A 14,401-nucleotide genomic window follows, 5' to 3' on the forward strand; every position below is an offset into this window, starting at 1 on the left:
CTGGTTTTTGGCCTTGGCACCATCCCACTCATGACCACTGCCATCTGGATAGGGAATTTTCTTTCGGGAAAAGTCAGGCAGCATATTAAAAAAGCAGTACCGGTATTTCTGGCTATTATAGCCATAATGTTTATTCTACGAGGCCTGGGACTGGGAATTCCATATGTTTCCCCAAAATATGGGTTTGACCAAATAGACTCAAAGTATGAATGTCATACAATAACTGATTCATCCAAAATTAAATATTGAAAAATTAATTTACAAAATTTTCTTCCCCTGATAAATTGGAGACTGGGGATTGGCTTATAGATAAGCCTGTTGTGGTTTTGGGAATACCACAAAGAAGAAGGCTGGAAACCGAATAACCAGCCTGAATACATTACTTCGCTTTTCCTAACTCATTCAGTTTCTCGTTAAGTTCAATAAGTCCGGCTTTTTCAAGGTACTGATCGGCAATAATTTTCAATTCTTCCAGATTTTCATTAGGGATATTGGATAGAAGTCCTTCGTTTTTCTCATCATCTTTCACGACCAATCCACGCTCAATTACATGGTTTAGTAATAGGACGTTTTTACGTGAGATCCTTAAATCAATCTTCACTGTGTCATTCATGCCAGGGATACTCAAGATGGTATCATAAACTTTAGCTACATCATTTGTTGTCAACATAATCACAGGTTTTTAAATCATTCAACATCAGTAACAAAAATATTAAGATTTAAAGAATCCATCCTCATCAAAATATTGAGGAGATAATTATTAGAACAATGGAAAACAAATCAACGTTATCATTATTACAGGAGGTCCCGGAATGAGAAAGACTTCCGTGATAGAATAACTTTCAATTATGGGATATTATTCCGTTGAAGAAACCGGTAGAAGTATTATCCAACAAGAACTTAAAACAGATGGAAATCGTTTACCGTGGCTTGACAAAAAAGGATTTGCAACGGCTGTGTTTCGGCAATCGTTTGCAGATTTTTAAAAATGTATCAGAGAAAAATGGATAAACATTTTTTGACTGTGCTATTCCGGATGTTATCGGATACTTAAAGCTGTGCAATATTTCCGTTCCTGAAACAATGTGGCAGGCAACGAAAGAAAACCTATATAATCCTACAGTTGTTATTACCCCACCTTGGCAAGTAATTTATGTAAATGATGCCGAGAGAAAACAGAATTTTACAGAAGCAGTTGCTACGTGCAAAAAACAAAAATAATTATTGGTTAAATTTTTTCGCCATTTTTATAGTCGCTCTCTCAACCAATGGATTTTCAAGTCTCTCAAATTGGAAACCATACTTGCTATACAAATTTAACGCCTGAACCAATTGATGATTGGTATATAAAACCAAGCTCTCTAAGTTCAGTTCTTTAGCTTTTTCCAAGGCTTTATCCATTAATAACTGCCCAATTTTTAATCCCTGAAATCCTGGTTTAACTCCCATTTTTGCAAGTGTATATGCTTTGTCCGAAACTCTTTCCAAAGCAACGGAGCCCACAATATCATTTTCCAGGGAAGCCAAGAAAATATATCCGCTTTTATCCAGGATTTCTTTTCGAGGGTTCTCAAAAAAAGGTTTGTCATATGCAGTGACTTCAAAATATTGGGTAAGCCACTGGTAATTGATATCCCTAAAGGCATCCCTATGGGAATCCTCATAAGGAATTATTTGTACGTTCGTCTTTTCTCTTTTCATATTAAAAATATTCTTTTTGACACTAAACAATTTTAAGTTCCATCGTTATCCTGTTATGTTTATTATCAGCTTTCTTAAGCAAAAAGCCCAAATGCTCAAAAAAGCTTTTTTGATGGATTTTGCAGGTAGCTTTAATCAGGTTTTTTTGAATAGAGTTCTGTGTGATGTGTTGAATTAAACGCCTTGCGACACCTTGATTTCTATACTGTTCCAATACGGCAATAGAATCGATTTTTATTTCATAATCTGTAATGTGTATAGCGATGAATCCTGTTGGCAAACCATTGACACTGGCAAGGAAATAGGTTGGTTTGCCTTCCTTTACGTTTGGGTTAATTTCTTCGTCTGCCTGATGCGATAATAGTTCACGCTCTATGGCTTTCGCCAAATTTAGAGCAAATGAATTATCGCATCTTTCAATGGCAAACTCCTTGTCTTTGGACTGCTCTAAAATATGGGCTGCTTTTTCATTGAGCCTTTCCAAAAGGGGCTTTTCATCCAGTCTAGTCTCAACTTCTGTAAGGGCAATAAAAAGGTTATGTGGATTGGCAGTCACGTCAGATAGGGTACTGGCAATGCTATCCCAATAGGGCTTTAATTCGGTCACCATTTCCCGGCCTTTAGGGCTGAGCATAAGGTTGCGCTTTCGTTCATCCCGACTATCCTTCACGGAAGAAATAAGCCCATTTTTTTCAATTTCTTTTAATAATCCGATCGCTGCGGGATGACTTAACCCTATTTCTTTTGCCAATTCTGTTACACTTAATTGATTGACTATGGACAGCACATAAATAGGTGGAAACCATTTGGTCTCAAAATTGATATCGTGAGCCTTGTAAAATAAATTACCGGCATCCCTCAAGGTGTCCAATACATTTTGCAGTTTTGCTGCTATAGCCAGTATTCCTGCTTTCTCTATCGTGTTCATATTATTTTTTATAACCTAACAATGACTTTACCAACGGTATGACCGCTCGCTATTTGAACGTGGGCATCCTCCATAGCATCAAATTCAACTATTTTTGAAATATGGGGTTTTAGAATCCCTTGTTGCAAATAACTTGCAATTACATTCATATTATTTTCATCGGATTGCACAGTGAATTTTAACCCTTTAATTCCATTTCGGTCTGCTTTTTCCTCAACTGCTTCATTCTTGCCTGAGGGAATGGAAATAAGGGTACCTCCCTTTTTGATCAAGGGAATGGAGCGGTCAATGGTATTTCCACCAATGGTATCTAGGACAATATCGTAGTCTTTATGCTCTTTTTCCAACTCATCAGTTTTATAATCGAGATGCTTATCGGCACCTAGGCCCAAAACGAATTCTTTATTCTTTTCAGAGGAAGTCCCTGCGACATAAGCACCCAGATGTTTTGCAATCTGAACGGCAAAATGACCAACACCTCCCGAAGCAGCGTGGATCAGGATTTTTTGCCCGGATTTTAATCCTCCGAGATGAACCAACGATTGATACGCAGTTAAAGCAGCCAAGCTTGTTGCGGCAGCTTCAAAATGCGAACAGTTTGAAGGTTTTTTTACTAAATCAGTAGCAGGACTAGCTACATATTCGGCATAGGTTTGTCCGTGTCCGGGAAAGTTTATAAGTCCAAATACCTCCTCACCTTCGGCAAACTTTTCTGAACGGGACTGGGTGACCACCCCCGAAAGTTCCCAACCTAAAATAAGTGGATTTTCATTTTGTAGCATCGGATAGATTCCCTTGCCGTTTTTTGTCTTTAAATCTATGGGATTTATGCCAATAGCTTTGGTCTGCACAAGCACTTCGCCTTCGTTTAGGCTTGGCAATGGAAGTTCGGTATATGTAAACTGATTGCCCTTTTCCTTTTTCGATAAGATTATTGCTTTCATAATATTTTATTTATGCTGAGGAATATATGCTATTCCTGAAATTTCGACCGAAGCTCCAAGTGGAAGATCCAATACGGCGATACAGGTCCTTGTGGGAAATTTATCCTTAAAATAGGTGCTGTAGATGGTATTGAAGGCTTCGTAGTCCTTCATACTTTTTAAATAGGCAATAACACTTACCAAATTATTAAAACCTCCATCATTATTTTTCAATTGTATTTTTAGGTTTTTCATCATTTGTTTTACTTCATTTTCAAAACTATCATTGGACAATTTTGAAGTTTGCGGATTGATACCAACCTGTCCGGAAATATAAACCGTATTTTCTATTCGTAGGGATGGACTTAAAGGTGCTTTGTTTTTCATTTTTTCAAGATTTTAAAAGGTTCTGAACTAATTCTGGTAACCAAAGACTTAGACGAGTTTTTTCAAAACCATTATCCAGTTATCCATAAATGCATCCCGCTTTTCTGCCGGTAGCAGTTCAATAGAAAGAAATGGGTTCAGATCCTCCAATTCGACCAGAAGCAGGGAACCATCTTTCATTCTAAAGGCATCCACTCGGGTAATTCCCGTTTTGATGTTGTTCCACTGTATGAACTGCTTGGCAAACTCCAAATCTTCAGGGGTAGCATCGTATTCCTGAAGATCCCAGCGCTTGTCCTTTTGTGGCGCGTACAATGTATACTGAAATTGGTCATCTAGATAATAGAAGGAAACCTCATATTCAAAATCCAAGAATGGTTGGATGAGTTTTCCATCGGGCTTTGCTTTTAACAGTTCTTCCTTGGTCAAAATCTCCATTCCTATGGAATCGGCCCCGTTCTTTATCTTCACAATATACTTCTCGGGATTACCAAGGGCATCAATGTTTGAAATATCCTCTACAGTAGGGATAACGGGATATTCGGTTTCCATTAAATCCAGTAAATATTGTTTTCCCTTAATATCGGCCTTACCGTCAAAGGAATTGAATATGTTGGTGTTTTCCTTTTTCACTGTATCTACAAAACAGTCAAAATATTCCTGATACCCGATTACTGCTCCGGTATTTCTAAAGACGACCAGGTCTGCCTTATTCAGTAAGGCAGTCGCCTGTTGGGGATTCCCAATCAGGATATTGAAATGTTCCCTTAGTTTGGAGGTGATGAACAGATCTTCTTCATAGTAATTTCTTCCATTTGCCTTGAAATAAAGATCGGTCAAATACAATATTGTTTTCATAGCTTCAATAATTTACGTGCAAAATTACGTAAATTTTTACATAAAGTAAAATTTACAAATAACTAATGTCTTGTATTTAATGTTTTTACAACAATAGAACTATTCATTTACGCATATAATTAATTTTTAAAAAGCTTTATAGAATGATGTTAAGTACTTTTTGGTGGCACCTTGACGAGATAATGATTTTCATAACGCCAATCAAAATTGGAACTTAAGGATAGTTTTCAAATGATAATATCAGCTGTTTAGAGGTTAAATAAGAATCATTACCCTTATCATAATATAGATAGGATAGGTAGATGCTCTAACACTTGTTTAACTTTACATCTGTAAACTGAATAGTGGAGATGAAAATGTACGGTTATGGATTTCAGGAAACAAAAACTTTCGATTGCGGAAGCTAAGGAAATGGATATGGTTCAGTACCTGTCCTCAATAGGTCATGAACCTTCAAAAATAAGGAACAATGACTATTGGTATCTTTCACCATTACGACAGGAAAAAACACCTTCTTTTAAGGTTAATCAAAAGCTGAACCGATGGTACGATCATGGACTTGGTACGGGAGGTAATATTATTGATTTTGGGATTGCACATTATGGTTGCTCGGTTGGGGAATTTCTAAAAAAATTAAATGGTGGTTTCTCTTTTCAAAAGCCGTTTAAAAATCGCTCCAAAATAGAAAATCAACCGGAACATCAACTTAAAATTTCTAAAGATGTTGAGCTTAATTCGCATGCATTGATCCGTTATTTGAAGCAGCGAAAAATTCCTGTTGAAATTGCAACCCAATATTGCCGGGAAGTACGTTATGAATTGAATGCCAAAAACTATTACGGAATTGGATTTAAAAATGATTCCGACGGGTTTGAAATACGTAATCCTTACTTCAAAGCAAGCAGTTCTCCCAAGGATCTTACTACTATAAAAAATGGCTCTGATGAGGTGGCTGTTTTCGAAGGCTTTATGGATTTTTTATCCCTTAGAGCCCTCCACCAAAACCTTCCTGGAAATAGTCAGGATTTTGTGGTTTTAAATTCGGTTTCCCTCTTTGAAAGAGCACGCCCATTTATGGAGGAACATCAGGTGGTTCGACTGTACCTGGATAGGGATGCCACTGGACAAAATCTTACCCAGCGTGCACTTTCAATGAGTACAAAATATATTGATAAAAGCACCTTATACAAAAATCATAAGGATCTTAATGATTGGTTGGTGGGTATAGGAAAGCAGCAGAAGACACGGTTAGGGAGTAAACTGTCATAGTGTTGCTAAGCATTTTTGAAAACCTCACAATTTAAAAAATTGCCAAAATCCCTGAAAGTGAATGATAAGCTTCTGGCAGACATTGGCAAAAACGATGAGTTTGCCACGTTCCTGCAAACGGCAAGATGAACGGTTGTTTAACAACCGACATCTTGCTGCCTATCACTCGGAACTCGTGGGCAGGGGTATGGTATGAATTTTTGAGTTTGATAAATGATAAAGGATAAGGAGATGGAAGAAAAAAAATCAAACAGAACACGCCTTATCGGGCTGCGGTTAACACCCGATGAGTATAAGAAAATCGAAAAGAAATGGCAAAAGAGCACCTGCCGAAAGCTAAGCGAATATATTCGTCACAGCCTTTTTGAAAAACCCATTGTAACTAAATATCGTAACCAATCTGCCGATGATTTTATGGCAGAAATGGCTAAGCTTAGAAAAGAACTTAACCACGTAGGCAACAACTTTAATCAGGCGGTAAAAAAGCTACATACACTTCAAAAAGTTACAGAATTTAAAAGCTGGCTGATTGCCTACGAAGTAGAAAAAAGAACCCTGTTCAATAAGATAGATGAGATTAAAAAAAACATCCAAAAAATGGCAGAAATATGGTTGCAGTAATCAAAACGGGGCACTCCATTCACCGCATTTTAAACTACAATGAGAATAAGGTGAAACAGGGAGTTGCGGAATGTATCGGGGCAGGAAATTATCCAGTTGATTCTGATAAAATGAGCTTTACCATGAAGCTGAATCGCTTCTTAAAACAAATGGAATTAAACGAAAAAACAAAGCGGAATAGCGTGCATATTTCACTCAATTTTGATGTTTCAGAAAACCATTTATCAAAGGAAAAATTACTTGAAATAGCCGACAGTTACCTGGATAAAATCGGTTTTGGTGAGCAACCTTATCTGGTCTATCAACACCACGATGCAGGACATCCGCACATCCATTTGGTCACTACCAATATTGAAGCGGATGGCAAACGAATTGATCTGCATCATTTGGGCATTCGTAAGTCCGAACCAGCCCGAAAAGCATTGGAAAAAGAGTTTGGCTTGGTGCAGGCTGAAGCCCAAAAGAAAGACAAAAATTATCAGTTAAAACCTATAGCAGTTAGCAAGGCCTTGTATGGTAAATCACAAACCAAAATGGCTATCCAAAACATTCTGGAACATGTGTTGACTCCCTATAAATATACCAGCCTTCCAGAACTGAATGCAGTGCTTAATCAATACAATGTAAAAGCAGAACGGGGAACGGAAAATTCAAAAGTTTATCAGACTGGAGGATTACTATATCGGATAATGGATACCGATGGAAATTCAGTAGGGGTACCTATCAAAGCCAGCTTGTTTTACAATAAGCCTACCTTGAAATTTCTGGAGCAGAAATTCAAAGAAAATGCAGCGAAACGAACACCTTTTAAAAGAAGGGTTAAAAATGCAGTGGACAAGGAATTACTGTCAAAAAAGAGTTCCATTCCAGAATTGATAATAGCATTAGAAAAACAGGGTATTCATATCGTGCTCAGGCAAAACGCTAACGGAATTTTATATGGGATTACCTATGTGGATCACCAAACCAAATGTGTGTTTAACGGAAGTGCTTTGGGCAAAACATATAGTGCCAAAGCTATTCAGGAAAGGTGTTTGCCGGAAGGGGTTTCAGGACAGGATTTGCTAAGGCATCCCGACCTGAAACAAACCATTTGGTTACAGCCACAGACTGCCGCTGCGGCAGAAACTAAAGAAGTTGATAAAGACTTTCAATCTGCTACTATACCAACAGGAAAAGAAAATGTATTGGAGGTTTTAACTCAAGCAGAAAACACCTCAGATTACCTGCCCAATCAACTTAAGAAGAAACGCAAAAAGAAGAAAAAAAGAAACCTGAATAATAACCAGTAAAAAAATAAAGCTATGGCAATGCACACCGGAGAAAATGAACAGGCGCTGAGAAAGATTCTGGATATGACGAGGCTCATCAGTATTACCATATTAATCATCCATTTCTATTATTACTGTTATAGTGCTTTTGAAATATGGGGATGGAACAGCACTTTTAGCGACCGTATTTTAAGCAACATTTATAAGACGGGATTGTTCAGTAGTTTTCATAAATCAAAATTAATTGCCCTTGGGTTTTTGGGTATATCTCTTTTAGGAGCGAAAGGAAAAAAGAATGAAAAACTAAATCACAGGACGGCATTTACTTATCTGATTACCGGATTGCTTATTTATCTCATCAGCTATCTGTGTATGAATCTGAACACACCTATAATGACGACCGCTATTCTATATATGGCACTAACAGGAATAGGCTTTCTGCTGGTGCTGACAGGTGGTACATTACTTTCCCGAATTATCAGGGATAAATTTAATAACAAGGACATCTTTAATAAGGAAAATGAAACCTTTCCACAGGAAGAACGATTGCTGGAAAATGAATATTCCATTAATCTTCCTGCGCAATATCAATTAAAAGACAAGCAGCGGAAAAGTTGGATAAATATCATTAATCCATTTCGGGCTATTATGGTATTGGGGACACCTGGTTCCGGGAAATCCTACTTTGTGATTCGTCATGTGATTACCCAGCATATTCGGAAAGGGTTTACCATGTTTGTGTACGACTTTAAGTTTGATGACCTTTCCAAAATAGCCTTTAACACCTGGTTGAAACACAAACATCGATATATTAAACCACCGGCATTTTATGTGATTAATTTCGATGATCTTACCCGTAGCCATCGGTGCAATCCTTTAGAGCCTTCAGCTATGACCGATATTACGGATGCGGCAGAAAGTGCCCGCACTATTTTGATGGGGTTAAACAGGGAATGGATCAAACGTCAGGGAGACTTCTTTGTGGAATCCCCAATCAACTTTCTAACGGCTATTATCTGGTACCTGAAAAAATACAAGGATGGAGAATTTTGTACCTTGCCGCATGTTATTGAATTGATGCAGGTAGATTATGATAGCCTGTTTACTTTGCTTCGTACCGAAAAGGAAATTGAAGTACTGATAAATCCTTTTGTCAATGCATACCTAAATGATGTTATGGAGCAATTGGAAGGTCAGATCGCTTCCGCAAAAGTGGCAATGGCAAGGCTTTCATCCCCACAATTATACTATGTGTTATCAGGAAATGATTTTAATCTGGATATTAATAATCCCGATGATCCAAAGATTATGTGTATGGGGAACAATCCGCAAAAAATACAGATTTATGGAGCGGTATTATCGCTCTATGTAAACCGATTAATTAAGCTGGTGAACAAAAAAGGAAAGCTAAAGAGTAGTCTCATATTTGATGAGTTCCCGACTATCTATTTGAATAATATGGATAGCTTAATTGCCACTGCACGGAGTAATAAAGTTTCTACTTGTCTGGGTATTCAGGATTTTAGTCAGCTTCGAAAGGATTACGGTCGAGAGCAAGCAGATGTGATTATCAATATTACAGGGAATATTGTTAGTGGTCAGGTTACGGGCGATACTGCGAAGCAACTATCCGAACGCTTTGGAAAAATAATGCAGGACAGGGAGAGTTATTCCATTAACAGCGGAGACACTTCGATTAGCCGATCTAAACAATTGGAAGCAGCAATACCACCTTCCAAAATATCGGGGTTAAGCTCCGGTGAATTTGTGGGTATGGTGGCGGATAATCCAGATTGTAAGATTGACCTGAAAGCTTTTCATTGTGAGATTATCAATGACCATGATAGCCTTAAACGTGAGGAACAAAATTACCGGGACATTGAAGTTATTCGTAAGTTGGATTCGGGTATGGTGCAACGGAACTATTTCCAAATTAAGCAGGATATTCAAGACATTATCCAATCAGAAATGGAGCGGCTACTGAATGATCCTGGGTTGAGTCATTTGGTGGTGAGGAAAGTTTAAAATGATTTTTAAGGAGTCGGGGTGGCAGGAAATACGATGGCTTTTTCAAAAGCCTGCTAACAGCCACTTTATTTTTTATCGAGTGGAGCTATTCACTGAATCATTCACTATACTTGAAAGAACAATACGATCCATTCAATTTGATCGCCTTTGGTGTTATAAAGGTACAAAATAAATTTTATTGTATTAACTCCAAAATTATTGTGAGACTACCGTGAATGAATCTTAAATCAATAACTAAAAATGATTATACTTACCTCGGTAATACTACTAGTCTTATTGACAGAAATAATTACTAAATAAGATTTTCTTTTATTAAAAATCTAATTGTCTGTGCACTTGTCCAAGCCGCAAGATCCTTAGAGCTATCTGTTTTATCTTTTGTATTATCCATTACCGATTTTATAATCAAAGGCTTAGTTTTTTTATTGTTCACTATTTCGCAAGCTCTTGCTATACCATAACCTTCCATTTCCAATGCTATCGCTTTTCTGTCAACTCCAACAATATTACTCTCAAAATATCCATCTTGATCTATAACTTGTCTTACACAAGCTACAGGTCCTACATGAATGTTGAACTGCCCTAGACCTGTCTTAAACTCATCTTCCAAAAATCGTTTTATATGCTTCTTTGCAGTTTCAATTTTTTGTGTAATTGCTCCGCCAGTATACACATTTTCAATTTCCTTTTCAAGCTTCCCATTCTTTAATTTTCCTTTATCTACTGTGAAAATTTGTTTAGATATAACCACATCTCCTAATTCTGTTTTGTTAGGTCGACCGCCTAGAACACCCGACATAATCAAATACTTAGGAGAAAACCTAATTATCATTTCTGTAGCTAAAATAGATGCATCTATCATTCCAGTTTCAAGTTGAGAGACGTAGATCACTTTCTTGTCTGGGGCATCCTTGAATCGACCATAATACACAACATGGGATTCATTATCATCATAACAACCTTGTTCTTCAATAATATCTCTAATTTTAGACATTTCCACTTCTAAAGCGGTAATAATAACATAGTCATAGTTTTTTTCCTCTATTATTGAATCTATACTCTTTTCCCCTAGGATCTCATAAGCCGAGGCTATCTCTAACTCATCATTTTCGATCACAGCTCTTACTTTGTGGTATTTATATACCTCTTCCTCATCAAGTTCATTTTCCTTCATCATTTCTTTTACAGTATCTGTATTACCATCTGTAGCGTATAAATAAGAAAGTAAAGGATAATCCTTTACTATTCCCCAAGATTGAAAATTTTTAATCCCCCCTAAATCCTGATAAAATGCGTGAACTACAATACAAACTTTTTCGTCACCATTTAATAACATGAGTCTTTCTCTTATTTCTCTTTCATTTTGAACCAAATGAATTTCATGAAAAGAATCTTTACCCAATCGGACTAAATATTCATCAAAATGCTTCTGATTATCTAAAACTAGTAAGGTGACTTCTTTTGACTTCATTCTATTTTCTTAAAATTATTTTTTGTTTGAAAATTAAATCCGATCTCTCATTTGTATAGGAAAACTTAAAAATATTGGATTCTGAAATATGATTTATACATGTTAATCCTTCATTCGAACTAAATTCCTTTACCTCATTCTTTATCTGATTTTCTAGAAATATTTCAATAAAATCATCCTCATTTCTTATTAAACATTTGATATTTTCATTTTCAACACTGTATTTACTCATGTTCTTACAGATTTCTTTAATAATAAGAACTTCTAAATAATAAGTTGGGATTTCTATTTCGAAGTCTTCTATATCATCAACTTCCTTTTCTAATTGATTAGGGAGTTTATCTATTTCTTCAACCAATAAACCTACAAAATCCTTAACTGTCAATTCATTCTTGTTAAAGAGTTTTCTAAACTCGGATTCGGAACCAAATTGAACTTGAATTAAATCAATATATTCTATAGCTTTTTCAAAAGCTGTTGCATCACTTGATTTTTGACTGAAGTGATGAAAAAATTCGTTAAGAAAGGAAAACATGTCAATTAAACTATATTGTCCATGATCGACCCTTTTAGATGCAGACCTATAAGGAAATGGTTTTACGAACTCTCCAAAAGAACGAACAAAAGATATTAAAGGCTCTAAAAAAACATCTTTAATTTTTACCCAATTATCCTTAATTAATATTTCCTTTTGAGGGTCAATCTTTTTACTTTCTAAAATCGAATCTTGAACTTCTCTTAAGTTAGTTATAACCGTGGAAATACTCTGATCTACGGCCTGTTTTTCATCATGAACCCTTGGTTGATCGTTCTCCCAATATATGTCTCTTATGTTTTGAATTTGATCTTTAAAACTTAAATTTACTGGTAGAGTATTCAAAAAAGAAAAAAAGTGCTTTAACTCAACCAATGGGTCATCTTCAAGTTTAGCAGAATTGATAACACCATGTAATAATGCCTTTAATCTATCTGAGTATTTTTTTGTGTTGACAGCTTGATGATTTAGAGGGAAATAAACTAGAAGTTTATAAAAGATATAATTTATAGGATTAATTTTTTTGAAACTGTCTTTACTAAAATTCACCAATTCAATAAAGTTCTCTTGTGTAAGTTTTTTAATGAGAGCTTCTTCATTAAAAACTATAAAAAATAGATGTAAAATATCCTTTTTTCGGTCACTCCAATTGAAATATAAGTGTTTATTAATATCTATTTTTTTCATTCCTCTTTTGTATCCGGCCCACCAACCACATCTTTTAACTTAGCATAATTTTATTTACCAGGTCCCCTTATGGTAAGCTGATCTAAGCGTGCTGTAATTTCTTGTAGTTCTGAGGGTAGAGATTCCGGATGTCTTTATGGTTTATGGACATTATATTTTCCAGGGTATATTTAAGCCACTCATATGGATTCACCTCGTGCTTTTTGCAGATGGCAAAGAAGGAATAGATTCCCGCGGCTCTTTCTGCTGCTGAATGAGAACCTGCAAAGAGATAATTTTTTCTACCCAGTGCCAATGGCCTGATGGCATTTTCCACTAAATTATTATCGATCTCCAGAATACCATCGTAAAGATAGGCGCTGAGCTGGTCCCAACGATCCATGGAATACCTGAAAGCTTTTCCGATAGGACTTTTGGGGAGGATCAGTTGATGTTTCATCTGATCGAACATCCATTTTCCAAATTCATTGATGACAGGCAGTGCTTTTTCCAGGCGCAGGGATTTACGCTGCGCAGGACTTAAGTCTTGCTCTCGTGCCTGGGCTTCCACCACGTAGAGTTTCTGGATAAAGCCTAGGGCTTTTTCAGCACGCTCCCTGTCATTATCCTTTGCCTTATCAAATTCTCTTCGGGCGTGGGCCCAGCAGTTCAGGTGGGTAACCCCTTCACGCTTGCCGATTTTATCATAAGCCGCATACCCATCACTTTGAAGGTAGCCTTTAAACCCGGCCAATACATGATCGGCAGCCTCACGGCTACGCCCAGGCTGATAATCAAAGAGTACGGTACCATCTATGGGACAATGATGTACCCAATAATAGCCTTGATATGTTTTTCCTTTTTTAGCAGGATCCATCACCTTTATGGGTGTTTCATCACTTTGGAGGTAACCTTTGGAGCGAATATCCTCGAGCAGGTGCTGATAAAGGATATCGATGATTTTAAGGCTTTGCCTGGTCCAACCTTCCAGGGTGGAGGATGCTATAGGGATCTCTGCTCGTTTAAAGCGTTGGAGCTGCCGGTAAAGCGGAAGGTGGTCCTGGTACTTATCGACTAAAATCGAAGCCAGGAGTCCGGCTCCCGGGATTCCTTTTTCAATCACCCGCTCGGGAAGTTCCCCGATGATCACTCCTTCTTTATTCTTAGGAGCATACTTATAGCGGATGTAGCGTTTGATATAGTATTTAGCAGGCTCGTATTCCAGTTCATCGGTCACTTCTTTACCGATACAAACCATATCGGTAAGATCTCCCTCAGGATAGATCTCGATCTCTTTTACCTCAAGATGCTCCGGAAGGGCCATTCTTCCTTTGTGGTTGGAAGTTTTTTTGCGACGCTGGTCACTGAGCTTTTCTTTTAGACCGGATTCTTGTGCTGCTGCCTTTTGGGGTTCCATTTCAAAGGGAAGGCTCATCTGGTTTTTATCCCCTTCGAAGCGTTCTCTTTTTTGACCAAAGGCCAGGCGTTTGTAATACTCCACCTGGAATTTCAGGTCAGCAATCTTATGCTGTGCTTTTTCAACTTCTTGTTCCCTTTTAGAAACACTTTTTTCAGCTTTTTCCCTCTTTTTCGTCTCCTTTTTCAGGAGGGCCAAAAGCTGATCTTTAGTAAGGTTTTCTAAGGGTTCTTGCATGGGTTAAAGATACAAAAACAGCCCTATTAAACCTATCGTGAACCCCTGTTTTTACTGATAAAACACCATTATTTTCTAGTGAGAATAGC

At 37.1% G+C, this 14,401-nt stretch carries 14 protein-coding genes and 1 pseudogene; 6 read left to right on the plus strand and 9 right to left on the minus strand.

What is annotated here, in order from left to right:
- On the plus strand, positions 1 to 249 hold a 249-nt coding region (locus RM539_RS19235; protein WP_311505049.1), incomplete at its 5' end, for an urease accessory protein UreH domain-containing protein.
- A 130-nt stretch (positions 250 to 379) separates the two neighbouring features.
- Here the strand turns inward: RM539_RS19235 and RM539_RS19240 are convergent.
- Positions 380 to 670, minus strand: coding sequence for a hypothetical protein (locus tag RM539_RS19240; protein ID WP_311505050.1), 291 nt, complete (start codon positions 668 to 670; stop codon positions 380 to 382).
- A gap of 356 nt (positions 671 to 1,026) precedes the next feature.
- Between RM539_RS19240 and RM539_RS20185 the strand changes: the two are divergent.
- Positions 1,027 to 1,221: pseudogene (locus tag RM539_RS20185) on the plus strand (ATPase); the annotation flags it as partial.
- Here RM539_RS20185 and RM539_RS19245 read toward each other — a convergent pair.
- Genes RM539_RS19245 through RM539_RS19265 form a run of 5 tightly spaced genes read right to left on the minus strand, consistent with a single transcriptional unit; the run spans position 1,222 to position 4,797 of the window.
- Complete coding sequence (locus tag RM539_RS19245) at positions 1,222 to 1,701, minus strand: GNAT family N-acetyltransferase (RefSeq protein ID WP_311505051.1); 480 nt, start codon at positions 1,699 to 1,701, stop codon at positions 1,222 to 1,224.
- Positions 1,702 to 1,723: 22 nt separating this feature from the next.
- Complete coding sequence (locus RM539_RS19250) at positions 1,724 to 2,629, minus strand: bifunctional helix-turn-helix transcriptional regulator/GNAT family N-acetyltransferase (RefSeq protein WP_311505052.1); 906 nt, start codon at positions 2,627 to 2,629, stop codon at positions 1,724 to 1,726.
- Between the two features lie 8 nt (positions 2,630 to 2,637).
- Positions 2,638 to 3,573 carry an NADP-dependent oxidoreductase gene (locus RM539_RS19255; protein ID WP_311505053.1) on the minus strand — a complete coding sequence of 312 codons (936 nt, stop codon included), beginning with the start codon at positions 3,571 to 3,573 and terminating at the stop codon, positions 2,638 to 2,640.
- A 6-nt stretch (positions 3,574 to 3,579) separates the two neighbouring features.
- Positions 3,580 to 3,939, minus strand: coding sequence for a RidA family protein (locus RM539_RS19260; RefSeq protein ID WP_311505054.1), 360 nt, complete (start codon positions 3,937 to 3,939; stop codon positions 3,580 to 3,582).
- A 48-nt stretch (positions 3,940 to 3,987) separates the two neighbouring features.
- Complete coding sequence (locus RM539_RS19265) at positions 3,988 to 4,797, minus strand: hypothetical protein (protein WP_311505055.1); 810 nt, start codon at positions 4,795 to 4,797, stop codon at positions 3,988 to 3,990.
- Between the two features lie 366 nt (positions 4,798 to 5,163).
- On the opposite strand from RM539_RS19265, the gene RM539_RS19270 reads away from it, so the two are divergent.
- From RM539_RS19270 to mobC, 4 genes are all read left to right on the plus strand, one after another.
- A complete protein-coding gene (locus tag RM539_RS19270) occupies positions 5,164 to 6,066 on the plus strand; it encodes a DUF8464 domain-containing protein (protein WP_311505056.1) in 903 nt (300 codons plus the stop codon).
- A gap of 231 nt (positions 6,067 to 6,297) precedes the next feature.
- Complete coding sequence (locus RM539_RS19275) at positions 6,298 to 6,687, plus strand: plasmid mobilization protein (RefSeq protein WP_311505057.1); 390 nt, start codon at positions 6,298 to 6,300, stop codon at positions 6,685 to 6,687.
- Positions 6,675 to 7,979, plus strand: coding sequence for a relaxase/mobilization nuclease domain-containing protein (locus RM539_RS19280; protein ID WP_311505058.1), 1,305 nt, complete (start codon positions 6,675 to 6,677; stop codon positions 7,977 to 7,979). Before RM539_RS19275 ends, RM539_RS19280 begins: the two co-directional genes overlap by 13 nt.
- An 18-nt stretch (positions 7,980 to 7,997) precedes the next feature.
- Positions 7,998 to 9,983, plus strand: a complete 1,986-nt coding sequence (mobC, locus tag RM539_RS19285; RefSeq protein ID WP_311505062.1) for a conjugal transfer protein MobC — start codon at positions 7,998 to 8,000, stop codon at positions 9,981 to 9,983.
- A 295-nt stretch (positions 9,984 to 10,278) separates the two neighbouring features.
- On the opposite strand, the gene RM539_RS19290 is transcribed toward mobC, so the two are convergent.
- The 3 genes from RM539_RS19290 to tnpC all read right to left on the minus strand — a co-directional run bounded on the left by RM539_RS19290 (position 10,279) and on the right by tnpC (position 14,312).
- On the minus strand, positions 10,279 to 11,457 hold the full coding sequence (locus tag RM539_RS19290) for a 5'-methylthioadenosine/S-adenosylhomocysteine nucleosidase family protein (protein WP_311505059.1): 1,179 nt from the start codon (positions 11,455 to 11,457) through the stop codon (positions 10,279 to 10,281).
- A 1-nt stretch (position 11,458) separates the two neighbouring features.
- Complete coding sequence (locus tag RM539_RS19295) at positions 11,459 to 12,679, minus strand: hypothetical protein (protein ID WP_311505060.1); 1,221 nt, start codon at positions 12,677 to 12,679, stop codon at positions 11,459 to 11,461.
- An 82-nt stretch (positions 12,680 to 12,761) separates the two neighbouring features.
- Positions 12,762 to 14,312 (minus strand): IS66 family transposase, encoded by a 1,551-nt coding sequence (gene tnpC, locus RM539_RS19300; RefSeq protein ID WP_311505061.1) that lies wholly within the window; start codon positions 14,310 to 14,312, stop codon positions 12,762 to 12,764.
- Positions 14,313 to 14,401: the final 89 nt, after the last annotated feature.

It is taken from the genome of Autumnicola musiva (assembly GCF_031846585.1).
GTDB classification, from domain to species: domain Bacteria; phylum Bacteroidota; class Bacteroidia; order Flavobacteriales; family Flavobacteriaceae; genus Autumnicola; species Autumnicola musiva.